22 protein-coding genes are annotated in these 22085 nt (G+C 59.4%); 10 read left to right on the top strand and 12 right to left on the bottom strand.

Features of this window, described 5'->3' with window-relative positions:
* Positions 1-420: 420 nt before the first annotated feature.
* Positions 421-1620, bottom strand: a complete 1200-nt coding sequence (gene tyrS / locus CRO59_RS16785) for a tyrosine--tRNA ligase (protein WP_097089165.1) — start codon at positions 1618-1620, stop codon at positions 421-423.
* 212 nt (positions 1621-1832) lie between these two features.
* On the opposite strand from tyrS, the gene CRO59_RS16790 reads away from it, so the two are divergent.
* Both CRO59_RS16790 and CRO59_RS16795 read left to right on the top strand, forming a co-directional pair.
* The gene (locus tag CRO59_RS16790; RefSeq protein WP_097089163.1) at positions 1833-3257 is read left to right on the top strand and encodes a peptidoglycan DD-metalloendopeptidase family protein; all 1425 of its coding nucleotides are present in this window, start codon (positions 1833-1835) and stop codon (positions 3255-3257) included.
* 3 nt (positions 3258-3260) lie between these two features.
* On the top strand, positions 3261-4352 hold the full coding sequence (locus CRO59_RS16795; RefSeq protein ID WP_027610743.1) for an anhydro-N-acetylmuramic acid kinase: 1092 nt from the start codon (positions 3261-3263) through the stop codon (positions 4350-4352).
* Between the two features lie 75 nt (positions 4353-4427).
* Here CRO59_RS16795 and erpA read toward each other — a convergent pair whose 3' ends face one another.
* Positions 4428-4778 carry an iron-sulfur cluster insertion protein ErpA gene (erpA, locus tag CRO59_RS16800; RefSeq protein ID WP_003228776.1) on the bottom strand — a complete coding sequence of 117 codons (351 nt, stop codon included), beginning with the start codon at positions 4776-4778 and terminating at the stop codon, positions 4428-4430.
* A 168-nt stretch (positions 4779-4946) separates the two neighbouring features.
* Complete coding sequence (argC, locus tag CRO59_RS16805) at positions 4947-5981, bottom strand: N-acetyl-gamma-glutamyl-phosphate reductase (protein WP_064589472.1); 1035 nt, start codon at positions 5979-5981, stop codon at positions 4947-4949.
* 135 nt (positions 5982-6116) lie between these two features.
* On the opposite strand from argC, the gene hemJ reads away from it, so the two are divergent.
* The 6 genes from hemJ (at position 6117) to coq7 (ending at position 10689) form a co-directional block, all read left to right on the top strand.
* Complete coding sequence (gene hemJ, locus CRO59_RS16810; RefSeq protein WP_027610742.1) at positions 6117-6545, top strand: protoporphyrinogen oxidase HemJ; 429 nt, start codon at positions 6117-6119, stop codon at positions 6543-6545.
* Between the two features lie 34 nt (positions 6546-6579).
* A complete protein-coding gene (locus CRO59_RS16815; protein ID WP_027610741.1) occupies positions 6580-7548 on the top strand; it encodes a nitronate monooxygenase family protein in 969 nt (322 codons plus the stop codon).
* Between the two features lie 79 nt (positions 7549-7627).
* Positions 7628-8575, top strand: coding sequence for a DUF805 domain-containing protein (locus CRO59_RS16820; protein WP_027610740.1), 948 nt, complete (start codon positions 7628-7630; stop codon positions 8573-8575).
* A gap of 61 nt (positions 8576-8636) precedes the next feature.
* Positions 8637-9425, top strand: coding sequence for an SDR family oxidoreductase (locus CRO59_RS16825; RefSeq protein WP_097089161.1), 789 nt, complete (start codon positions 8637-8639; stop codon positions 9423-9425).
* Positions 9426-9505: 80 nt separating this feature from the next.
* Positions 9506-9844 carry a histidine triad nucleotide-binding protein gene (locus tag CRO59_RS16830; RefSeq protein ID WP_003228789.1) on the top strand — a complete coding sequence of 113 codons (339 nt, stop codon included), beginning with the start codon at positions 9506-9508 and terminating at the stop codon, positions 9842-9844.
* A 197-nt stretch (positions 9845-10041) separates the two neighbouring features.
* A complete protein-coding gene (gene coq7, locus CRO59_RS16835) occupies positions 10042-10689 on the top strand; it encodes a 2-polyprenyl-3-methyl-6-methoxy-1,4-benzoquinone monooxygenase (RefSeq protein ID WP_027610738.1) in 648 nt (215 codons plus the stop codon).
* Between the two features lie 116 nt (positions 10690-10805).
* Here the strand turns inward: coq7 and speD are convergent, their stop codons facing one another.
* Both speD and CRO59_RS16845 read right to left on the bottom strand, forming a co-directional pair.
* Positions 10806-11600 carry an adenosylmethionine decarboxylase gene (gene speD, locus CRO59_RS16840; RefSeq protein ID WP_027610737.1) on the bottom strand — a complete coding sequence of 265 codons (795 nt, stop codon included), beginning with the start codon at positions 11598-11600 and terminating at the stop codon, positions 10806-10808.
* Positions 11601-11837: 237 nt separating this feature from the next.
* The gene (locus CRO59_RS16845) at positions 11838-12260 is read right to left on the bottom strand and encodes an OsmC family protein (RefSeq protein ID WP_003228794.1); all 423 of its coding nucleotides are present in this window, start codon (positions 12258-12260) and stop codon (positions 11838-11840) included.
* A 239-nt stretch (positions 12261-12499) separates the two neighbouring features.
* On the opposite strand from CRO59_RS16845, the gene crp reads away from it, so the two are divergent.
* Positions 12500-13144 (top strand): cAMP-activated global transcriptional regulator CRP, encoded by a 645-nt coding sequence (crp, locus tag CRO59_RS16850; RefSeq protein ID WP_007966430.1) that lies wholly within the window; start codon positions 12500-12502, stop codon positions 13142-13144.
* Between the two features lie 10 nt (positions 13145-13154).
* Here the strand turns inward: crp and CRO59_RS16855 are convergent, their stop codons facing one another.
* From CRO59_RS16855 to CRO59_RS16870, 4 genes are all read right to left on the bottom strand, one after another.
* A complete protein-coding gene (locus CRO59_RS16855; RefSeq protein WP_097089159.1) occupies positions 13155-13856 on the bottom strand; it encodes a lipoate--protein ligase family protein in 702 nt (233 codons plus the stop codon).
* A gap of 137 nt (positions 13857-13993) precedes the next feature.
* A complete protein-coding gene (gene trpC, locus CRO59_RS16860) occupies positions 13994-14830 on the bottom strand; it encodes an indole-3-glycerol phosphate synthase TrpC (protein WP_097089157.1) in 837 nt (278 codons plus the stop codon).
* The gene (gene trpD, locus CRO59_RS16865; RefSeq protein WP_003228800.1) at positions 14827-15876 is read right to left on the bottom strand and encodes an anthranilate phosphoribosyltransferase; all 1050 of its coding nucleotides are present in this window, start codon (positions 15874-15876) and stop codon (positions 14827-14829) included. Before trpD ends, trpC begins: the two co-directional genes overlap by 4 nt.
* A 9-nt stretch (positions 15877-15885) precedes the next feature.
* Positions 15886-16479, bottom strand: coding sequence for an aminodeoxychorismate/anthranilate synthase component II (locus tag CRO59_RS16870; RefSeq protein WP_047596412.1), 594 nt, complete (start codon positions 16477-16479; stop codon positions 15886-15888).
* A gap of 407 nt (positions 16480-16886) precedes the next feature.
* Here CRO59_RS16870 and estP point away from each other — a divergent pair, with 407 nt between their 5' ends.
* Positions 16887-18797, top strand: coding sequence for an esterase EstP (estP, locus tag CRO59_RS16875; RefSeq protein WP_097089155.1), 1911 nt, complete (start codon positions 16887-16889; stop codon positions 18795-18797).
* 174 nt (positions 18798-18971) lie between these two features.
* On the opposite strand, the gene trpE is transcribed toward estP, so the two are convergent.
* The 3 genes from trpE to rpe all read right to left on the bottom strand — a co-directional run bounded on the left by trpE (position 18972) and on the right by rpe (position 22014).
* On the bottom strand, positions 18972-20453 hold the full coding sequence (gene trpE / locus CRO59_RS16880; RefSeq protein WP_097089153.1) for an anthranilate synthase component I: 1482 nt from the start codon (positions 20451-20453) through the stop codon (positions 18972-18974).
* Positions 20454-20524: 71 nt separating this feature from the next.
* Entirely contained in the window at positions 20525-21343 is an 819-nt protein-coding gene (locus CRO59_RS16885; RefSeq protein ID WP_097089151.1) for a phosphoglycolate phosphatase, read from the bottom strand.
* Positions 21340-22014 carry a ribulose-phosphate 3-epimerase gene (rpe, locus tag CRO59_RS16890; protein ID WP_003228808.1) on the bottom strand — a complete coding sequence of 225 codons (675 nt, stop codon included), beginning with the start codon at positions 22012-22014 and terminating at the stop codon, positions 21340-21342. The genes CRO59_RS16885 and rpe overlap by 4 nt, the downstream gene beginning before the upstream one ends.
* Positions 22015-22085: the final 71 nt, after the last annotated feature.

A 22085-nucleotide genomic window follows, 5' to 3' on the forward strand; every position in this document is an offset into this window, starting at 1 on the left:
GAATTGCTTGATTCAGTTGTTAAAGAGCGGTTGGTTAAGATCTTTCGTCTCAACCGAGGCGCGCATTCTACAGCAGCCTCATTTGCTGTCAAGTGATTATTTTCAGAAGTTTTCGAAGAATTCTTCAACAACTTCAACCACTTGCGCTTCCGATCTCTCGTTAGCGGGAGGCGAATTCTACAGCGTTACACGCTGCTGTCAACACCTCTTTTTCTCCGCTTTCGACCGAGAAGATCGAACCGTCAAAAGAGCCAAACATCACCGCTCTTTCAACTCTTTCCAGGCTTCGATGAACTGAAGCAAGTCGCTGCCGAAAACTGCGTAACTCGTTGAATCTCAAGGAGTTTTCCGTTTCGACTGCGCCGGAAGTGGGGCGAATTATAGACTTCTAAAATTCGCCGTCAACCCTTATTTCAAACTTTATCCAGCTTTCAGTGTGATACGTGCAAATGCCTTCTTGCCCGCCTGGCAAACGTGGGTCGCGCCCAGCACATATATAAAGGAGCGATCAACCACCTCACCATCCACACGCACACCGCCGGAAGCCAACAGATCACGCGCAGCCGCCGAGTTCTTCACCAGGCCTGCCTTATTAAGGACGGCCGCAATTGGCATATCTTCAGCAGAGGCCAGTTCGATCTCCGGCAGATCATCCGGCAGTTCGCCATCCTTCATACGGTTACCGGCAGCGCGATGAGCATTGGCCGCAGCCTCCTCACCATGGAAGCGCGCGACAATCTCTTCCGCCAACTTGATCTTGATGTCGCGCGGGTTAGCCCCCGCCTCGACATCTGCACGGAAGGCATTGATCTCATCCATCGAACGGAAGCTGAGCAGCTCAAAGTAACGCCACATCAGCGCATCCGGAATCGAAACCAGCTTGCCGTACATCACACCTGGCGCTTCCTGGATACCCACGTAGTTGCCCAACGACTTGGACATCTTCTTCACGCCATCCAGACCTTCCAGCAATGGCATGGTCAGAATGCACTGAGCTTCCTGGCCATACCCACGCTGCAGCTCACGCCCCATCAGCAGGTTGAATTTCTGATCGGTACCGCCCAACTCAACATCCGCGCGCAGAGCAACCGAGTCATATCCCTGAACCAGCGGATAGAGGAACTCATGAATAGCGATCGGCTGATTGGTGGTGTAACGCTTATCGAAGTCATCACGCTCAAGCATACGTGCGACGGTGTACTGCGATGTCAGACGAATGAAGTCAGCCGGACCCATCTGATCCATCCAGGTGGAGTTGAAGGCAACTTCGGTTTTCGCCGGATCAAGAATCTTGAATACTTGAGTCTTGTATGTCTCAGCGTTTTCCAGAACCTGCTCGCGAGTCAACGGAGGACGCGTAGCGCTCTTGCCGCTTGGATCACCGATCATCCCGGTGAAGTCACCAATCAGGAAGATCACCTGATGCCCCAATTCCTGGAACTGGCGCAGCTTATTAATAAGCACGGTGTGACCCAAGTGCAGATCCGGGGCGGTTGGATCGAAACCAGCCTTGATACGCAGCGGCTGGCCGCGCTTGAGCTTCTCGATCAGCTCGGACTCGACCAATAGTTCTTCCGCACCACGTTTAATCAGCGCTAGCTGCTCTTCAACCGACTTCATAACAGACCCGCAAGGCTCAGATTCAAAGGGAACCAACCATACAAGATCGTGCACCAATTACAAGTTTTGCCCGGCGCACGGACACCAATCTGCAGACAGGGTGTCTGTAGACTTGCTTCGGGGATGATTTGGTTATATTTTATACAGTTATTTCATCTTCATCATGTCATTCATCTTTTCCAATTCATCTTTTTTCAAAGTCAAAATTACTTATGACCACTGAACCGTCTAAAGCGCCACCGCTTTACCCGAAGACCCACCTGCTCGCCGCAAGTGGAATCGCCGCCCTTCTCAGCCTGGCGCTCCTGGTATTTCCTTCCAGTGATGTTGAAGCCAAAAAGACGACCCTGAGCCTGGAACTGGAAAGTCCTGCTGAACAACTGATACAAGATCAAGACGCTGCTGACGCGATTCAAGCCACAAATGAGCCAGCAGCCTCACCTTTCGCCCAGATCGAAAACAGCACCGAAGAAACCCCGAAAACCGCTGAAGCCGCACCTGCCCCAGCTCCGGCTGCAGAGAAATCAAAAGCCCCGGGGCACCGCGAAGTCGTCGTATCCAAAGGCGATACGCTCTCTACATTGTTCGAGAAAGTCGGTCTGCCAGCCGCTGCTGTGCACGAAGTGCTGGCCAGCGACAAACAAGCCAAACAGTTCAGCCAGCTCAAGCACGGCCAGAAGCTGGAGTTCGAACTGAACCCGGAAGGCCAACTGACCAGCCTGCACAGCAAGGTCAGCGACGTCGAAACCATTACCCTGACCAAGAATGACAAGGGCTACGCATTCAACCGAGTAACAGCCAAGCCGACCGTTCGCACGGCTTACGTGCACGGCGTGATCAATAGCTCCCTGTCACAATCCGCTGCCCGTGCAGGCCTGTCCCATAGCCTGACCATGGATATGGCCAGCGTCTTCGGCTACGACGTCGACTTCGCTCAGGACATCCGTCAAGGTGACGAATTCGACGTGATCTACGAGCAGAAAGTGGTCAACGGCAAGGCAGTGGGCACCGGCCCGATTCTGTCTGCACGCTTCACCAACCGCGGCAAGACCTACACCGCCGTGCGTTACACCAACAAACAAGGCAACAGCAGCTATTACACCGCTGATGGCAACAGCATGCGTAAGGCGTTCATCCGTACCCCGGTGGACTTCGCCCGCATCAGTTCGAAATTCTCCATGGGCCGCAAACACCCGATCCTCAACAAGATCCGCGCCCACAAAGGTGTCGATTACGCAGCGCCACGCGGTACGCCGATCAAGGCTGCCGGCGACGGTAAAGTATTGCTGGCCGGCCGCCGCGGTGGTTACGGCAACACGGTGATCATCCAGCACGGCAACACCTACCGCACGCTGTATGGCCACATGCAAGGCTTTGCCAAAGGCGTGAAAACCGGCGGCAGCGTCAAGCAGGGCCAGGTGATCGGCTACATTGGTACCACCGGCCTGTCCACCGGACCGCACTTGCACTATGAGTTCCAGGTCAACGGTGTTCACGTCGACCCGCTGGGCCAGAAGCTGCCGATGGCAGATCCGATCGCCAAGTCCGAGCGCGCACGCTTCCTTGCGCAGAGCCAACCGCTGATGGCGCGCATGGATCAAGAGAAGGCCACCATGCTGGCTTCGAGCAAGCGCTAAGCCATGGCTCTTTATATCGGCGTGATGTCCGGCACCAGTCTCGATGGGCTGGACATCGCCCTGATCGAGCAGACCTCGGCGATCAAACTGATCGCCACGCATTACATCCCCATGCCTGAACCCCTGCGCGCCGAGCTGCTTGGCTTGTGCGCCAGCGGCCCCGACGAGATTGCCCGCTCGGCGATCGCCCAGCAGCACTGGGTCAAACTCGCTGCACAGGGCATCCATACCCTCCTCGATCAGCAGCAACTAAAGCCTGAGGCCATTCGTGCAATCGGCAGCCATGGCCAGACCATTCGTCATGAGCCCGCTCGTGGCTTCACTGTGCAAATCGGCAATCCCGCACTCCTGACAGAGCTGACCGGCATCACCGTGGTCAGCGACTTCCGCAGCCGCGACGTGGCTGCTGGCGGTCAGGGTGCCCCGCTGGTACCAGCCTTCCATGAGGCTTTGTTCGAAGAGCGTAACGGTAACCGTGCAGTCCTGAATGTCGGCGGTTTCAGCAATCTCAGTCTGATAGAGCCGACCAGGCCTGTAGCCGGTTTCGACTGCGGCCCTGGGAATGTGCTGATGGATGCCTGGATTCATCAACAACGCGGCGAGAACTATGATCGCAACGGCCAGTGGGCAGCCACCGGCACGGTCGAGCCAGTCTTGCTGAAAGCTCTGCTCGGCGACCCGTTCTTCGTGACCAAAGGCCCGAAGAGCACTGGCCGGGAAGTGTTCAACCTGCCGTGGCTGGAGCACCACCTCTCAAGTTTGCCGAGCTTCGCTGCTGAAAACGTTCAGGCAACGCTGCTCGAACTGACGGCGCAGACCATCGTCGAGTCGCTGCAAAGCGCTCAATCCGATACGCGGGAAATGTTGGTCTGCGGCGGCGGCGCTCACAACGCTACGCTGATGAAACGTCTTGCCGACCTGCTGCCTAACGCCACCGTCGCCAGCACCGCCACTCACGGCGTCGATCCGGACTGGGTCGAGGCAATGGCCTTCGCCTGGCTGGCCCATTGCTGCCTCGAAGGCATTGCCGCCAATCGCCCGAGCGTCACCGGCGCCAAAGGCCTGCGGGTACTCGGCGCCATCTACCCGAACTGAACAAAAGACAGGCAACAAAAAACGCCGCAGAACCGTAAGGCTCTGCGGCGTTTTATTGTGTGCAGCAAGGTGCGATCAGATCGAGAACGAAGAGCCGCAACCACAGGTCGTGGTGGCGTTCGGGTTCTTGATCACGAAGCGCGAACCTTCCAGACCTTCCTGATAGTCCACTTCGGCACCCGCCAGGTACTGGAAACTCATCGGATCGACCACCAGACTCACGCCTTCGCGCTCGACGATGGTGTCGTCCTCGGCCACATCCTCATCGAAGGTGAAGCCGTACTGAAACCCTGAACAACCGCCGCCCGTAACGAATACGCGCAGCTTCAAGCGATCATTCCCCTCTTCATCGACCAGGCTCTTCACCTTGTGGGCAGCACCTTGGGTGAATTGCAAAGCCGTGGGGGTGAAGGATTCGACGCTCATGCTGACTATCTCCCGGCGTTACGCCGCCATAATGCGTGATGACGCGCATTATCCGCTTGTCCTAGAAAATCGGTCAACTATTGTTACGGTATATCAATAAACCCGACCAACTGCCCAGAATGCAAAAAGGCCCGTTTGACGGGCCTTTTTGCTGTGTTGCCGAACGTGTTACGGCAGCATACCGGCGTGGGAGAGGCCGAAGCGCTCATCCAGGCCGAACAGAATGTTCATGTTCTGCACCGCCTGACCCGACGCGCCTTTGACCAGGTTGTCGATCACCGACAGCACCACCACCAGATCACCATCCTGCGGACGATGTACAGCGATGCGGCAGACGTTTGCGCCACGCACGCTGCGGGTTTCCGGATGGCTGCCGGCCGGCATCACGTCGACGAACGGCTCGTTGGCATAACGCTTTTCGAACAGTGCCTGCAGATCCACCGAACGATCAACCACGGTCGCGTAGAGCGTGGAATGAATGCCACGAATCATCGGGGTCAGGTGCGGGACGAAGGTCAGACCGACATCCTTACCGGCAGCGCGACGCAGACCCTGGCGAATTTCCGGCAGATGACGGTGACCTTTCACCGCGTAAGCCTTCATGCTTTCCGACGTCTCGGAATACAGCGAGCCTACAGCTGCGCCACGACCGGCACCGCTGACGCCGGATTTGCAGTCGGCAATCAGGCGCGAAGTGTCAGCCAGACCCGCTTCAAGCAGCGGCAGGAAACCCAACTGCGTGGCGGTTGGATAGCAGCCCGGCACGGCGATCAGACGAGCCTTCTTGATCTGCTCGCGATTGACTTCCGGCAGACCGTAGACCGCCTCGTCCAGCAACGCCGGCGCACCGTGCGGCTGTCCGTACCATTTGGCCCATTCTTCAGCGTCCTGCAACCGGAAGTCCGCTGACAGGTCGATGACCTTGGTGCCCGCCGCCAACAGTTCACCGGCCAACGCATGGGCAACGCCGTGCGGGGTGGCGAAGAACACAACGTCGCACGCACCCAGGGTTTTGATGTCCGGCACGCTGAACGCCAGACCGTCGTAGTGACCGCGCAGGTTCGGGTACATGTCAGCCACGGCCAGACCGGCCTCGGATCGGGAAGTGATCACTACCACTTCTGCCTGCGGATGCTGTGCCAACAGACGCAGCAGTTCGACACCGGTGTAACCCGTGCCGCCGACGATACCGACCTTGACCATAAACCTGCCCTCAACGAACCCACTGGAAAGCCGTCGATAATAGGGGCCGCGCGCCCCTGCGACAACCATCAAGGTGACGTGCGGACGCTCAAGCCTCTACTATCCCGGCTACCGTGAACCTGGGAATAACCAAAAATGCTCTATCTATGGATCAAAGCGTTTCACATCGTCAGCGTCGTCTGCTGGTTTGCCGGGCTGTTCTACTTGCCGCGGCTGTTCGTTTATCACGCGCAAAGTGAAGACGCGATCAGCAAGGAACGCTTCAGCCTCATGGAGCGCAAGCTGTATCGCGGCATCATGGGCCCGGCGATGATCGCCACGCTGATCTTCGGCGGCTGGCTGATCTACCTCAATCCGGGCATCTTCAGCATGGGCGGCTGGATTCACGCCAAGCTGACCCTGGTGGTCTTGCTGATCGGCTACCACCACATGTGCGGCGCGCAGGTAAAACGCTTCGCCCGTGGCGAGAACACCCGCAGCCATGTCTTTTATCGCTGGTTCAATGAAGTGCCGGTTCTGATATTGCTGGCTATCGTAATTCTGGTCGTGGTCAAGCCGTTCTAACTTCATAACAGCATCACACCTCGGGGGATTTCCAATGTCGCTGCCCGCTTTGCTCGAACAACGTCTGCGCTTGCCGATAGTGGCGGCGCCGATGTTCCTGATCTCCAACCCGGAGCTGGTGCTCGCCTGCTGCCGTAACGGCGTGGTTGGCAGCTTCCCGGCGCTGAACCAGCGTGAAAGCAGCGGCTTCAAGGCCTGGCTGGAGGAGATTGAAGCGGGCCTGGCGACACTGGATAACCCGGCGCCGTATGCAGTGAACCTGATCGTGCACAACAGCAATCCGCGCCTGCAGGCGGATCTGAACATCTGCGTCGAGCACAAGGTGCCGATTGTCATCACCAGCCTCGGCGCAGTGAAGGAACTGGTCGATGCCGTGCACAGCTATGGTGGACTGGTGTTCCACGACGTGACCACGCGCCGGCATGCCGAGAAAGCCGCCGAAGCCGGAGTCGACGGCTTGATCGCCGTCGCGGCGGGCGCCGGCGGCCATGCCGGCACCTGGAGTCCGTTTGCACTGATCGCCGAGATCCGCGAGTTCTTCGATAAAACCCTGCTGCTTGCCGGGTGTCTGAACCACGGCCATGAGATTTTGGCCGCACAGCTGCTCGGCGCGGATTTGGCCTACTTCGGTACGCGATTTATCGGCACCACCGAAAGTCATGCGCCTGACGCCTATAAGGACATGCTGCTGACGGCCAAGGCGGCGGACATCATTCATACTCCTGCAGTCTCCGGAGTACCGGCCAGCTTCATGCGTCAAAGCCTGGAGGCGGCGGGTTTCGACATGGCCGCGCTGCAAGGCAAGGGCGAGGTCAATTTCGGTGACAAGCTCAAACCGATCAACGATGAAGCCAAGGCCTGGAAGACCGTGTGGTCGGCCGGCCAGGGCGTAGGCCAGATCGACGACCTGCCGAGCGTCGACCAGTTGATCGCCCGGCTCGACGCGGAATATCGTCAGGCGCTGGAACGCGCGGCGCAATTGCCAAAACGCTGGCCACGCTGAGAAAAATCAGACCAGTGATCGACGGACTGGCCTTACACTTGCTGACCTTCAATTCATTCGCGACAAGGATGCCTCGGCCATGAGCGAACCTCGTTACAAGATCGTTTTCGACGGTGCTCTCCAGCCCGGTGTCGATCTCACCACCGCCAAGCTCAATCTGGCGGCCCTGTTCAAAAGCGATGTTGCCGCCATCGAGCGCCTGTTCAACGGCAGCACCGTCGCCCTCAAACGCGACCTGACCCACAGCGATGCGCAGACTTATCTGCAAGCACTGAGCAAGACCGGGATCGATGCACGGATCGAAAGCGAAACGGCGATCGAACTGAGTCTGTCGGACGTGCATGAACAACCGGCGACTTTCAACGAACCCGCATCACCCTATGCGCCACCTCGGGCCAACGTCGGCGAAAACCTGCCAGCATTCGCAGTGCTCAAGCCCTTCAGCGTCGAAGGCCGGATCGGTCGCCTGCGGTTTCTGGCCTGGACGATGGTGCTGAGCCTGGTGACCCTGCCGATCGTGGGCATATTCGCCCTGCTCGCTCTCGGACTAGTCAGTGGCGACTCCACCACCGGCCTGATCATTGGCGGGATATTCGCGTTCTTCCTGTTCCTCGGCTTCATCATTGTAAGCATTCTGTTCAGCGTACAGCGCCTGCACGATATCGGCTGGTCCGGCTGGCTGTGGCTGCTGAACCTGGTGCCGTTCGTGGGCAGCTTCTTCCCGCTGGTGATCATGGTCGTGCCGGGCAACACCGGCGCCAACCGCTACGGCCCGCCACCGCCACCCAACAGTACTGCGGTCAAAGTGCTGTGCTCGCTCTGGATCGTGTTCTTCGCCCTGGTGTTTGCCGGCGGCATGCTCGGCGGTATTTCGGCCATTCAGCAAGAATATGAAACCAACCTCGAGAGCAGCTATGAAAGCGGCTCGGTCACCACCGATGAAGTCGAGGTCGAGACTGAACCGGCGAATTCCGTGGACGATGCAGCCGAAGCGCCCCCGGCCCCTGTAGACTCTGCGAAAGAATGAACAACGCTCCCCGCCGTGACACCTGCGTCGCTGGCGCGGAGCTGTTGCGATGGAGAATTGCATGACCCGTTACGCTCTGATCACCGGCGCCTCCAGCGGCATCGGCCTGGCCATGGCCGAAGCGCTGGCCCGGCGCGGTCGCAGCCTGATTCTGGTGGCCCGCCAGCGTGATCAGCTGGAAAGTTTCGCGATCGAACTGACCCAGCGCTTTGGCGTGGAGGTGTTGTTCCGCGCCTGCGACCTGGGCGAGCCATTGCGCTTGTCCGGCTTCCTGCTGGAACTGGAAGAAGGCGACCGGCAGATCGATCTGCTGGTCAATTGCGCCGGCATCGGCACCTGCGGCCCGTTCCTCGCCCAAGACTGGATGACCGAGCAGGATCTGATCGAAGTCAACATCCTCGCCCTCACCCGCCTGTGCCACGCCATCGGCAACAGCATGGCGCTGCAGGGCGGCGGACAGATCCTCAACGTCGCCTCGGTGGCGGCGTTCAATCCCGGCCCGTGGATGAGCACTTACTACGCCAGCAAGGCTTACGTATTGCACTTCTCCGAAGCGCTGCGGGTTGAACTGAAACAGAGCGCGGTCAAAGTCTCGGTACTTTGCCCCGGCCCGACCCGCACCGCATTCTTCCGCACCGCGCAGCTCAACAGCGACAAACTCAAGGACAGCAAACTGCTGATGAGTCCCGAGGAAGTCGCGCTTTACACCGTGCGTGCACTGGAGAAAAACCGCGCCATCATCATTCCGGGACGACGCAACCGCTGGCTGGCCTTCCTGCCACGCCTCGGCTCGCGCTGGCTCAATCGCACCATCGTCGGCATGGTCAACAAGGCTTACTGCCCACGCTGAACTGTCCTACGGCAAAACACTGGGCGGGGTCATTTCCCATGAGTACACTCAGGCCAGCCCCCACAACGGAGAAAACAGCAGTGGATACTCTGTTCACCAAGATCATCAACCGGGAGATCCCGGCCAAGATCATTTACGAGGACGACCAGGTTCTGGCGTTCCACGACATCGCCCCTCAGGCACCGGTGCATTTTCTGGTGATCCCGAAGAAACCGGTGCGCACCCTCAACGACCTGACCGAAGACGACAAGGCACTGGCCGGGCACATCCTGTTCACTGCCCAGCGTCTGGCGCTGGAGCTGGGCTGCGAGGAAGGCTTCCGGGTGGTGATGAACTGCAATGAAAAAGGTGGTCAGACCGTCTATCACATTCATATGCACGTACTGGGTCAGCGCCAGATGAACTGGCCGCCGGGCTGATTCACTGCATCCGCCCCTGTAGGAGCGGGCTTGCTCGCGAAAGCGGAGTGTCTGACATTGATATTCTGAAGGTGCCGACGCCTTCGCGAGCAAGCCCGCTCCCACCAAAAGCATGACCGCGTGGCAAATGACCCAGCGCAAACCTTCCCCGGCCGATTCGGTTAAACTGGCGGTCGAGATTTTTCCCGGAGGTCAGCATGACTACCCAACGTCACTACTCGCCGATTGACCGTCTTCTGCTGCAAGCCGATGCCGCGATGCGCACTCTGCTGCCCTTCAGTGGCCAGCCGTACCGTCCGTCGCCAGCCATTGTGCAGCCGGATGTGCAGATGAGCGATGAAGACACCCGCCACGTCGCCGGCCTGATGCGCATCAACCACACCGGTGAGGTCTGCGCCCAGGCGCTGTATCAGGGCCAGGCGCTGACCGCCAAGTTGCCGCAGGTGCGTGCTGCCATGGAGCATGCCGCCGAAGAAGAAATCGATCATCTGGTGTGGTGCGAGCAGCGCATCCATCAGCTGGGCAGTCACACCAGCGTGCTCAATCCGCTGTTCTACGGGATGTCGTTCGGCATTGGCGCCGTGGCCGGTCTGATCAGCGACAAGGTCAGCCTTGGTTTCGTCGCGGCTACCGAGCATCAGGTGTGTAAGCACTTGAACGAGCATCTGGAACAATTGCCGGCCGAGGACGAGAAGTCCCGGGCGATTCTGGAACAGATGCGCATTGATGAAGAGCATCATGCGGAGAGCGCACTGGATGCGGGCGGTTTCCGTTTTCCGGCGCCGGTGAAGTTCGGGATGAGTCTGTTGGCGAAGGTGATGACCAAGAGTACCTACAGGATCTGACTTCAGTGTTGTCTCGCAGGGCCCCTTCGCGAGCAAGCTCGCTCCCACAGGGTTCTGTTTCGGTAATAAAAAAGGCGACTACCGCACGGTAGTCGCCTTTTTTGTGCCCGGGAATCTTACGCTGGCATGTTGCGCGCGTAGAAGATTTCCAGCATTTCGTGTTTCACACGCTCGGTCACCTGAGCACGCTGCTCGGAGGACAGGTTGCTGGTTGCGTCGCCGAACAGGTAGTTATCCAGTTCGAAGTTCTTCAGCAGCATTTTTGTGTGGAACAGGTTTTCCTGGTACACGTTCACGTCGGTCATCTGATACGCGTCGCGAGTGTCTTCGGAAAGGTAGTTCTGGATCGAGTTGATCTCGTGGTCGATGAAGTGCTTGTTGCCTTCAACGTCACGGGTGAAGCCGCGCACACGGTAATCCACAGTCACGATGTCCGAATCGAACTGGTGAATGAGGAAGTTGAGCGCTTTAAGCGGTGAAATGACACCACAGGTCGACACGTCGATGTCCACACGGAACGTCGCAATACCGGCGTCCGGATGGATTTCCGGATAGGTATGCACCGTGATGTGACTCTTGTCGAGGTGGGCAAGGATGATTTCGGGCAATGGACCCGGGGACTCTTCGATCTGGCTGTCAGTCGGGGTCACCGGCTCTTCCGAGATCAGAATCGTGACGCTGGCACCCTGAGGCTCATAGTTCTGACTCGCGATGTTCAGAATGTTGGCACCAATGATTTCGACAACTTCCGTGAGGATCTGCGTCAGGCGTTCGGCGTTGTACTCTTGATTGATGTACTCGACGTAAGCCTGCTGGTCTTGCGGGGTTTCCGCGTAGCAGATGTCATAGATGTTGAAGCTCAAGGTCTTTGTCAGGTTATTGAACCCGTGGAGCTTGAGTTTGCTTTTCACCGTTAAAAACTCTCTATGTATGCGGCGCAGCCGCGTGATCAAGCATGCCCGTCAAGTGCGAACAACGCACCTGCGTAGGACGGTTAACACCTCTTCGCGATGGCGATTTTGGTTATCTGTTCAGGCGGACGATCCGTCGGTTGACCGATCACTGCCCTGAAAAAAGTGGCGCATTATGCAGACGTCAGCGAGGGATCGCCAGAGTCTGCACTGCTTTTATGATAGTTGAATGTCGATTCAACCGAGCTCGACGATTTCATAATCGTGAGTGATCGCCACACCGGCCGCGCCGAGCATGATCGAAGCCGAGCAATACTTCTCGGCAGACAGTTCGATGGCGCGCTTGACCTGGGCTTCTTTCAGGCCACGGCCCTTGACCACGAAGTGCATGTGGATCTTGGTGAACACCTTCGGATCTTCGGTCGCGCGCTCGGCTTCGAGGAACGCTTCGCAGCTTTCAACCGCCTGACGCGACTTCTTCAGGATGCTGACCACGTCGAAGTTGCTGCAACCGCCAACGCCCAGCAGGAGCATTTCCATCGGACGAACACCCAGATTACGACCACCGGCGTCCGGTGGTCCGTCCATGACCACAACATGACCGCTACCGGATTCGCCGAGGAACATGGCTTCGCCAGCCCATTGGATGCGTGCCTTCATCGCCAAGACTCCACTGTAGAAAAAAGGGTCGCCAGCTTAGCACAGGCCTTTGCTCTGGCAGCGCCCGGCGTTCCTAGGACGGATGCCTCAGCTGCGTAGGTAATTTCTCGAATTTTCGACGAAGTGTCTGGTAAGCTGGCGCCAATTCGCTGGCGCCAATTGTCAGCCTGTGTAGCGACCGCCTTCAGCGCCTCATAAAAAAATCAAACATCACCGTGCAGTCTTTTCGGGATACAACCATGGTTGCTATTACCCCCACACCCAAAATCAAGAACCTCGACAAGCTGTTGATGCATTGCCAGCGCCGTCGCCATGCGGCCAAGAGCAACATCATCTGCGCCGGCGATCGCTCGGACACGCTGTACTTCATCATCAAAGGTTCGGTCACCATCTTGATCGAAGATGACGACGGCCGCGAAATGATCATCGCCTACCTCAACGCCGGGGACTTCTTCGGCGAGCTGGGTCTGTTCGAACAGGCAGGCCAGGAACAGCAACGCAGCGCCTGGGTGCGGGCCAAGGTCGAATGCGAAATCGCCGAAATCAGCTACGTGAAGTTCCGCGAACTGTCGCAGCAGGATCCAGACATTCTTTACGTCCTCAGCGGACAAATCGCCCAACGTCTGCGCAATACCACGCGCAAGGTCGGCGACCTGGCGTTCTTCGACGTTACCGGTCGCGTGGCCCGCTGCCTGCTGGAGCTGTGTAAGCAGCCCGACGCGATGACCCACCCGGACGGCATGCAGATCAAGGTGACCCGTCAGGAAATCGGCCGGATTGTCGGTTGTTCGCGGGAGATGGTCGGTCGCGTGCTCAAGGATCTTGAAGAACGCAATCTGGTCGATGTGAAAGGCAAGACCATGGTGGTCTTCGGTACGCGCTAAGCGCGCAAAATCAGGCGCTGTAGACCTGCGCCAGCATCAGACGAAACAGCTCATCCAGACGCGCCAAAGCCGTTGGCGCGACGAACTTCTCATGCAGGGCGATGTGGCTTTCGGCGCGCACCCGCTGCTCCAGACCGCAAGCCTCGTTGAAGCGATTGACCGCTGCAACCATCGACTCGCGCTCGTTATCCATCAGCATCGCCCCGTGCACCAGCCCCACCGGACGCTGACCGCCCTGACTCTGGCGCCAGCGCTGAGCGGTGCCGACCATCTTGCGGCCGTCGAGATTGACGTTGAAACGACCGTCGCAGAACGCGCCGTCGATTTCGCCCAACGACGACACACCACCCAACTCATCGAGCAATTCACAGATCGGATCACACAGGCGCCGGTAACCGGTTTCGATGCGGTTCAGATCGCCCTCGCTGCGGGGCGGGGCGTAAACCAATGCGATGTTGATGGTTGAAGCGGATTGCGGGACCGGTTCACCGCCGGTTTCCCGCAGCAAGACTGGCCAGCCGGCAGCAGCGGAGACTTCGCAGGCATGCTCGAAACCGGGCAGGCGATTGAGGCGACGCGGCATGACCAGAGCGCGATCGCTGGGTTGCCAGAACAGCAGACCGGATTCGGCGTTGCCGGCGCAGATCGAGGCCAACAGGTCTTGTTCGGCCTTGAGGCCGGCTTCGATGGTCAGGGGGGTTGGCAGCGACATGGAGAACTCCGGCAGATCGTAAATCTTCGGGAAATTTGAAGGCCCTTTCGCGAGCAAGCCCGCTCCCACAGGGGGAAATGCATTCCAAATGTGGGAGCGGGCTTGCTCGCGAAGGGGTCGACTCGGTCTGAAGCAGATCAGTCGAGGGTCGAACCACTGACCGGAACGCCACGCTCCGGGAAGAACAGGCGCTGCAGTTCGGTGCCCGGGCTTTCCGCGCGCATGAACGCTTCGCCGACCAGGAACGCATAAACGTCGCTGATTTCCATCAGCTCGACATCGGCACGGTTGAGGATGCCGCTCTCGGTAATCACCATACGGTCGCGCGGGATGCGCGGCAGCAGGTCGAGGGTGGTTTCCAGGCTGACGTCGAAGGTGTGCAGGTTGCGGTTGTTGACCCCGACCAGCGGCGTGTCGAGGGTTTTCAGCGCGCGTTCCAGCTCATCGCCGTCATGCACTTCCACCAGAACATCGAGACCGACGCCTTTGGCGACCGAGGCCAGCTCAGCCATTTTCACGTCGTCCAGTGCGGAGACGATCAACAGCACGCAGTCGGCGCCCAGCGCGCGGGCTTCGACGATCTGGTACGGATCGATCATGAAGTCCTTGCGGATTACAGGCAGTTTGCACGCGGCGCGGGCCTGTTGCAGGTAGGCATCGGCGCCCTGGAAGTAGTCGATATCGGTCAGCACGGACAGACAGGTCGCCCCGCCCTTCTCGTAGCTCTTGGCAATGTCGGCAGGCACGAAGTTCTCGCGGATCACGCCTTTGCTCGGCGAAGCCTTCTTGATTTCAGCAATCACCGCCGGTTGTTTCTTCTTGGCCTGCGCCAGCAATGCCTGGGCAAAACCACGGGGTGCATCGGCCGCCTTGGCCAGACTTTCCAGCTCGCTCAGGCTGACACGAGCGCTGCGCTCGGCGACTTCCTGGACTTTGCGCGCCAGAATGTTTTCCAGAACCGTCGGTACACTCATCCCTCATTCTCCACTTTGAATACCGCGGTAAAGGCACCCAACTCCTCGAGTTTTTCCCGAGCAAGACCGGTGTGCAGTGCGTCGTGCGCAAGCGCCACGCCTTCTTTGAGACTGGTCGCCAGGTCAGCCGCGTACAGCGCCGCACCGGCATTGAGCACAATCATTTCGGCAGCCTTCTGGCCGTTTTCGGTCTTGCGCTTGCCCAGCGCATCGCGAATCAGCGCCAACGACGCTTCCGGGCCTTCGACCGACAGACCGTGCAGGCTCTGGCTCTTCATGCCCAGATCTTCCGGCTCGACCCAATATTCGGTGATTTCGTTGTTCTTCAGCTCAGCCACAAAAGTCGGCGCGGCAAGACTGAACTCGTCCAGACCGTCCTTCGAATGCACCACCAGTACGTGCTTGCTGCCCAGGCGCTGCAAGACTTCGGCCAATGGCCGGCACAGCGCGGGCGTAAACACGCCCACCACCTGATGTTTGACACCGGCCGGATTCGTAAGCGGGCCGAGCATGTTGAACAGCGTACGCAGGCCGAGATCGCGACGCGGGCCGGCGGCGTACTTCATGGCTTTGTGGTGAGTCTGGGCAAACATGAAACCGATGCCGACGTTGTCGATGCAACGGGCAACCTGCACCGGCGTCAGGTTCAGATAAATGCCGGCGGCTTCGAGCAAGTCGGCGCTGCCGCTCTTGCCAGATACTGCGCGGTTGCCGTGCTTGGCCACGGTGCAACCGGCTGCCGCGACGACAAACGCGGACGCCGTCGACACGTTGAAGATGTTCGCACCGTCACCGCCGGTACCGACCACGTCGACCACACCGTCGAGGGTCTTGAGTTCGACCTGATCGGCCAGCTCACGCATCACCGAAACGGCGCCGACGATTTCGTCGATGCTCTCGCTCTTCATGCGCATGGCCATCATGAATGCGCCGATCTGCGCCTCGGTGCATTGGCCGGTCATGATTTCGCGCATCACGTCACGCATTTCTTCGGTGCTGAGGTCGAGGTGTTCGACGATACGGCTCAGGGCTGTCTTGATATTCATGGGAAGTCCTTAGCGCGTGCCGCCGGTTTGTTTGAGGAAGTTGGCAAACAGTTCATGGCCCTGCTCGGTCAGGATCGATTCAGGGTGGAACTGCACGCCCTCAATGTTCAGGGTCTTGTGCCGCAGGCCCATGATTTCGTCGACTGAACCATCATCGTGCTGGGTCCACGCGGTCAGCTCAAGGCACTCGGGCAAAGTATCGTGCTTGACGATCAGCGAGTGGTAGCGGGTAACCGTCAGCGGATGATTCAGACCGGCGAAAACGCCCTTGTCCTCATGGAATACCGGGCTAGTCTTACCGTGCATCACCTGACGGGCACGCACGACATCGCCGCCGAACGCTTGGCCAATCGATTGATGGCCGAGGCAGACGCCGAGGATCGGCAGTTTGCCGGCGAAATGCTTGATGGCTTCGATGGAAATGCCGGCTTCGGTCGGCGTGCACGGGCCTGGCGAGACCACGATGCGCTCGGGGTTGAGCGCTTCGATTTCGGCGACGGTCAGTTCGTCGTTGCGCACGACTTTAACCTCGGCACCCAGCTCGCCGAGGTACTGCACAACGTTGTAAGTAAAGGAGTCGTAGTTGTCGATCATCAGCAACATGGCGTTTCGAACCTCTTGAATTCTGACTTGAAGACAGCCTTCGAATGACTTGCCCGCAGGGCGCTGCACGATGTCGGACGCGCAGGTGGCGTCGGCACAGCGGCATTTCAAACGGGTAAGGAAGGCAAAGCGATACAGATCCGGCCGGGCCGGCAGAAAAGATTCAGGCGCGCCAACGCCAACGGGCGTGTGCCTTGATGACTTGATCCAGAAGTTTGCTGACGATCAACACGGGGAAGGTCTCGTTCATACGTTCCGGCACAGTAACTTAGCTGGACGGAGCGTGCAATATGGCGGGGCTGACGGGGGACAAAACTAAGGGAGGCTTCGCGACCGATGGCAAAACGCCGGGAGTTTTTGGTACTGTCGTTTCGTTCACCTACAACAATAAATAAACGGACTTGCTCATGATCAAACAGACGTTGTTTGTACCGCTCGCCGGTTGCCTGCTCGCCATGGCTTGCGCCCAGGCGTACGCAGCACCCGCGCCCTACTCCAACTTCATCGTCTTCGGCGATAGTTTGAACGACGCCGGAACCTTCAGGGACAGCGGCGGCCCGGCCGGCGCCACGCAGCGCTACACCAACCGCACCGGCCCGCTGTACAAGGACGGCACCGGAGAAAACCGTGACCTCAACGCCACCCAGATCATCGGCGGCAAACTCGGTTTCAGCCCCGACCAGACCGCCTCCTCGTCTTCGGCCGTGCGCGCCGGTGAAGGTCTGGCCGATGGCAACAACTGGGCGGTGGGCGGTTACCGTACCGACCAGATTCTCGACTCGATCACCACCCAGTCCGCCACCGGCGAACGCACCCGCAGCGGTTACCTGCCGTCGAACGGCTTCCGTGCCGACCCGAACGCGCTGTATTACCTGTCGGGGGGCGGCAACGACTTCCTTCAGGGCCGCGTACTCAGTCTCGATCAGGCCAGCACCGCAGCCGATCGCCTGGCCGACAGCGCCCGCACGCTGCAAGGCGCCGGCGCCAAATACATCATGGTCTGGCTGCTGCCGGACATCGGCCTGACCCCGGCCATCAACGGCTCGCCGCTGCAGGGTTTCACCTCGCAGCTCAGCGCCCAGTTCAACACCGAGCTGGTCAGGCAGTTGCAGGGCATCAACGCCGAAATCATCCCGCTGAACATCCCGGTGCTGCTTAAAGAAGCGTTCGCCAACCCGGCGCAGTTCGGCCTCGCAACCGACCAGAACCTGACGGCCACCTGCTTCAGCGGCAACAGTTGCACCGAGAACGCCCGATACGGCATCAACAGCGCCACGCCGGATCCGACCAAGCTGATCTACAACGACGCAGTGCACCCGACCGAAGCCGGCCAGCGCTTGATTGCCGACTACGCCTACTCGCTGCTGGCCGCCCCTTGGGAGCTGACCCTGCTGCCGGAAATGGCCCAGGGTTCGTTGCGCGCGCATCAGGATGAACTGCGCAATCAATGGCTGGCCGATTGGGAAAACTGGCAAGCCGTGGGCCAATGGCGCGCCATCGTTGCCGGCGGCGGTCAACATCAGGATTTCGACAGCCAGCACAGTGCGGCCAGTGCCGATGGCAACGGGTATAACCTGAACATCGGCGGCAGCTATCGCGTCAACGAAGCCTGGCGTGTCGGCTTGGCCGCAGGTTTCTATCACCAGAAACTCGAAGCCGGCGACGCCGACTCGGAATACAAACTCAACTCCTACATGGGCACCGCGTTCGCCCAGTATCAGCAAAACCGCTGGTGGGGCGATCTGGCGATGACCGCCGGCAAACTCGACTACGACAGCCTCAAGCGTAAATTCCAGCTTGGGGTCAACGAGCGCGGAGAGAAAGGCGATACCGACGGTTACGTGCTGGCGATCAGCGGCCGCCTCGGCTACGACATCGCGCAGCAGGCCAGCAGCCCGTGGCACCTGTCGCCGTTCGTCAGTGCCGACTTTGGCAAGACCGAAGTCGATGGCTACTCGGAAAAAGGCGCTGACTCCACGGCGCTGACTTTTGACGACCAGTCGCGCAACTCGCGGCGTCTGGGCGTGGGTATCCAGGGCAAGTACCAGATCACCGCGCAGACTGAAGTGTTCGGTGAGTTCGCTCACGAACGTGAGTACAACGACGACCGCCAGGATCTGACCATCAACCTCAACAGCTTGCCGGGCAACCGTTTCACGCTCGAAGGCTACGAGCCGCAGACCAACCTCAATCGCCTGAACCTGGGCGTGAGCCATAAGCTCACGCAGGATTTGGCGTTGCGCGCCAGCTACAACGTGCGCAAGGATGATGACTTTACCCAGCAGGGGGTGAACGTCGGGGTCAGCCTTGATTTCTGATCTACTGGCATAAAAAACGCGGCGCCCTCACAGGCGCCGCGTTTTTTTATGGCTGATCACAAACACAATGTGGGAGCGGGCTTGCTCGCGAAAGCGGTGTATCAGCCGACATCAATTTTGAATGCCAGCCCGTATTCGCGAGCAAGCCCGCTCCCACAGGGGGATTGTGTGGACTCAGCTTTCCGGGGTCTGCTCAGCCAGGGCCACGGCGCGGAACATCGCGCGGCGCTTGTTCAGGGTTTCTTCCCACTCCAGCGCCGGCACCGAGTCGGCAACGATGCCGCCACCGGCCTGCACGTGCAGTTCGCCGTTCTTGATCACTGCGGTACGAATCGCAATCGCGGTGTCCATGTTGCCGTTCCAGGCGAAGTAACCGACCGCACCGCCATACACGCCACGCTTGACCGGCTCCAGTTCGTCGATGATTTCCATCGCACGGATCTTCGGTGCGCCGGACAAGGTGCCCGCCGGCAGAATCGCCCGCAGCGCGTCCATCGCGGTCAGCCCGGCCTTCAATTGGCCGGTGACGTTGGAGACGATGTGCATCACGTTGGAATAGCGCTCGATGACCATTTTTTCGGTGAGCTTCACCGAACCGATTTCCGAAACCCGGCCAGTGTCGTTACGACCCAGATCGATCAGCATCAAGTGCTCGGCGATCTCCTTATCGTCCGACAGCAGGTCTTCTTCCAGCGCCAGATCCGCTTCTTCGGTGGCTCCGCGTGGACGAGTGCCGGCAATCGGGCGCACGGTGATCAGGTTGTCTTCGACCCGTACCAGCACTTCCGGCGAACTGCCGACGACGTGGAAGTCGCCGAAGTTGAAGAAGTACATGTACGGCGTCGGGTTGAAGCAACGCAGCGCACGATACAGATCGATCGGCGCCGCCTTGAAGTCGATCGACATGCGCTGCGATGGCACGACCTGCATGCAATCGCCCGCGAGGATGTATTCCTTGATGGTGTCGACGGCTTTTTCGTAATCGTCCTGAGTAAAACTGGAGCGGAACAGCGGATCAGCCGCTTGTTGCTTGCTGAAATCCAGGCCACGGCGCGGGGTGATCGGCTGGCGCAGTTTCTCCAGCAGTGCCTGCAATTGCGCCTGCCCCTGCTCGTAAGCATCGGCTTGCGCCGGGTCAGCGAGGACAATCGCGTGCATCTTGCCGGCGAGGTTGTCGAACACCACCACCGCATCGGAAACCATCAGCAGAATGTCCGGCACGCCCAGTGGATCCGGGTTCGGACATTTGCCCAGACGCTTCTCCACGTAGCGCACGCAGTCGTAACCGAAGTAGCCGACCAGCCCCCCATTGAAACGCGGCAGACCGGCGATGGTCGGCACGTTGTAGCGGGACTTGAAGGTTTCGACGAAAGCCAGCGGGTCTTCGACGTCATGGCTTTCGGTCTCGACGCCATCGACGGTGATGCTCACGTGATGGTCGTGCACCCGCAGCACGGTGCGGCACGGCAGGCCGATGATCGAGTAACGACCCCATTTCTCACCACCCTGCACCGATTCGAGCAGGTAGGAGTTTGGCTGGTCGGCCAGTTTCAGGTAGATCGACAGCGGGGTGTCGAAGTCGGCCAGGGTTTCGCAGGCCAACGGAATGCGGTTGTAGCCGTCAGCGGCCAGGCGCAGGAATTCTTCGCGGATCATGGGGTGCCTCGTGGTGTGAGGGGCAAATCAGTCAGGTGTGCAAACGCGCCGGCAAGCCGGCCAGGTATCAGTCAGGCGCGCCAACGCCAGCGGGCCAGGGCCTTGATGACTTTCATCCAGAGTTTGCGGGTGACCACCACGATGGCGTTTCCAGAATGGGATTGAGCAGCGTCGGGCAACGTTATCTCAGCGGCTGTACCGAGGCAACCGGGAATTAGCATGCGCAGATCGTCGATCACCAGTGCCGGGGATTCCTCGGCAATCGGTCGACCGTGGTTGTAGCCGTAGCTCAGCGCCACGCACTTGACCCCCGCCGCTTTCGCCGCCAGCACGTCGCTGCGCGAATCGCCGACGAACAGCGATTGCGAGGCAGGAATGTTGGCCATTTTCATCACGAAGAACAGCGCGGCCGGGTCGGGTTTCTTTTGCGGCAGGGTGTCGCCACCGATGATCCACTTGAAGTAGCGGCCGATCTTCATCTGATCCAGCAGCGGCGCGACAAAACGCTCCGGCTTGTTGGTGATCAATGCCATGGCCACGCCCTGTTTGTGCAGCCATTTGAGAGTGTCGCGTACGCCGGGATAGACCACGGTCAACTCGTGGCTCGCGCCATAGGCTTCCATGAATACTTCCAGCGCGTGCTCGGCCTCGACGTCATCCACCGCCGAATGATCGATGCCACCGGCCAGCGCCCGGCGCACCAGCACCGGTGCGCCATTGCCGACCCACTCGCGTACCGCCTCGATGCCGGCGGGTTTGCGGCCGAGGGAGAGCAGCATGGTGTCCACCGCCGCCGCCAGGTCGGGAACCGAGTCGATCAACGTGCCATCCAGATCGAACATCACCAACCGTGGCAGTTGCCCCGGGAACAGCTGCTCAAAACCGCTCATGGGCGCGCCAGCGCCAGTTCGGAACGCATCTTGTCGATGACTTCCTGATAGTTCGGTGCATTGAAGATCGCCGAACCGGCCACAAAGGTGTCAGCGCCAGCGGCCGCGATTTCGCGGATGTTGTTGACGTTGACGCCGCCGTCGATTTCCAGACGGATGTCACGCCCCGAGGCATCGATGATCGCCCGCGCTTCGCGCAGTTTGTCGAGGGTGCCAGGAATGAACTTCTGCCCGCCGAAGCCCGGGTTGACGCTCATCAGCAAGACCATGTCGACCTTGTCGATCACGTACTTGAGCACGTCCAGCGGGGTCGCCGGGTTGAACACCAGGCCGGATTTGCAGCCTCCTTCACGGATCAGTTGCAGCGAACGATCGACGTGCAGCGTGGCTTCCGGGTGGAAAGTGATGTAGGTCGCGCCGGCCTCGATGAAGTCGCCGACGATGCGATCCACCGGGCTGACCATCAGGTGCGCGTCGATCGGTGCGGTGATGCCGTACTTGCGCAGTGCCGCGCAGACCATCGGGCCGATGGTCAGGTTCGGCACGTAGTGGTTGTCCATGACATCGAAGTGAACGAAGTCGGCACCGGCGGCCAGAACATTGTCCACTTCCTCGCCGAGGCGGGCGAAGTCGGCGGAGAGAATCGACGGAGCAATTACGAAGGGCTGCATGACGCACCTTTTCTGAGCTAAATCACGATGGCGCGCATTGTATACCTCAAGTTTCCGTGCGCGCACCGTGA

The sequence above is a fragment of the Pseudomonas sp. LAMO17WK12:I5 genome, assembly GCF_900215165.1.
GTDB classification, from domain to species: domain Bacteria; phylum Pseudomonadota; class Gammaproteobacteria; order Pseudomonadales; family Pseudomonadaceae; genus Aquipseudomonas; species Aquipseudomonas putida_A.

Bases quoted from the DNA above. Each gene is read 5' to 3' on its own strand.
- tyrS (WP_097089165.1), bottom strand. From the start codon at position 1,620: ATGAAGTCGGTTGAAGAGCAGCTAGCGCTGATTAAACGTGGTGCGGAA.
- CRO59_RS16790 (WP_097089163.1), top strand. From the start codon at position 1,833: ATGACCACTGAACCGTCTAAAGCGCCACCGCTTTACCCGAAGACCCAC.
- CRO59_RS16795 (WP_027610743.1), top strand. From the start codon at position 3,261: ATGGCTCTTTATATCGGCGTGATGTCCGGCACCAGTCTCGATGGGCTG.
- erpA (WP_003228776.1), bottom strand. From the start codon at position 4,778: ATGAGCGTCGAATCCTTCACCCCCACGGCTTTGCAATTCACCCAAGGT.
- argC (WP_064589472.1), bottom strand. From the start codon at position 5,981: ATGGTCAAGGTCGGTATCGTCGGCGGCACGGGTTACACCGGTGTCGAA.
- hemJ (WP_027610742.1), top strand. From the start codon at position 6,117: ATGCTCTATCTATGGATCAAAGCGTTTCACATCGTCAGCGTCGTCTGC.
- CRO59_RS16815 (WP_027610741.1), top strand. From the start codon at position 6,580: ATGTCGCTGCCCGCTTTGCTCGAACAACGTCTGCGCTTGCCGATAGTG.
- CRO59_RS16820 (WP_027610740.1), top strand. From the start codon at position 7,628: ATGAGCGAACCTCGTTACAAGATCGTTTTCGACGGTGCTCTCCAGCCC.
- CRO59_RS16825 (WP_097089161.1), top strand. From the start codon at position 8,637: ATGACCCGTTACGCTCTGATCACCGGCGCCTCCAGCGGCATCGGCCTG.
- coq7 (WP_027610738.1), top strand. From the start codon at position 10,042: ATGACTACCCAACGTCACTACTCGCCGATTGACCGTCTTCTGCTGCAA.
- CRO59_RS16845 (WP_003228794.1), bottom strand. From the start codon at position 12,260: ATGAAGGCACGCATCCAATGGGCTGGCGAAGCCATGTTCCTCGGCGAA.
- crp (WP_007966430.1), top strand. From the start codon at position 12,500: ATGGTTGCTATTACCCCCACACCCAAAATCAAGAACCTCGACAAGCTG.
- CRO59_RS16855 (WP_097089159.1), bottom strand. From the start codon at position 13,856: ATGTCGCTGCCAACCCCCCTGACCATCGAAGCCGGCCTCAAGGCCGAA.
- trpC (WP_097089157.1), bottom strand. From the start codon at position 14,830: ATGAGTGTACCGACGGTTCTGGAAAACATTCTGGCGCGCAAAGTCCAG.
- trpD (WP_003228800.1), bottom strand. From the start codon at position 15,876: ATGAATATCAAGACAGCCCTGAGCCGTATCGTCGAACACCTCGACCTC.
- CRO59_RS16870 (WP_047596412.1), bottom strand. From the start codon at position 16,479: ATGTTGCTGATGATCGACAACTACGACTCCTTTACTTACAACGTTGTG.
- estP (WP_097089155.1), top strand. From the start codon at position 16,887: ATGATCAAACAGACGTTGTTTGTACCGCTCGCCGGTTGCCTGCTCGCC.
- trpE (WP_097089153.1), bottom strand. From the start codon at position 20,453: ATGATCCGCGAAGAATTCCTGCGCCTGGCCGCTGACGGCTACAACCGC.
- CRO59_RS16885 (WP_097089151.1), bottom strand. From the start codon at position 21,343: ATGAGCGGTTTTGAGCAGCTGTTCCCGGGGCAACTGCCACGGTTGGTG.
- rpe (WP_003228808.1), bottom strand. From the start codon at position 22,014: ATGCAGCCCTTCGTAATTGCTCCGTCGATTCTCTCCGCCGACTTCGCC.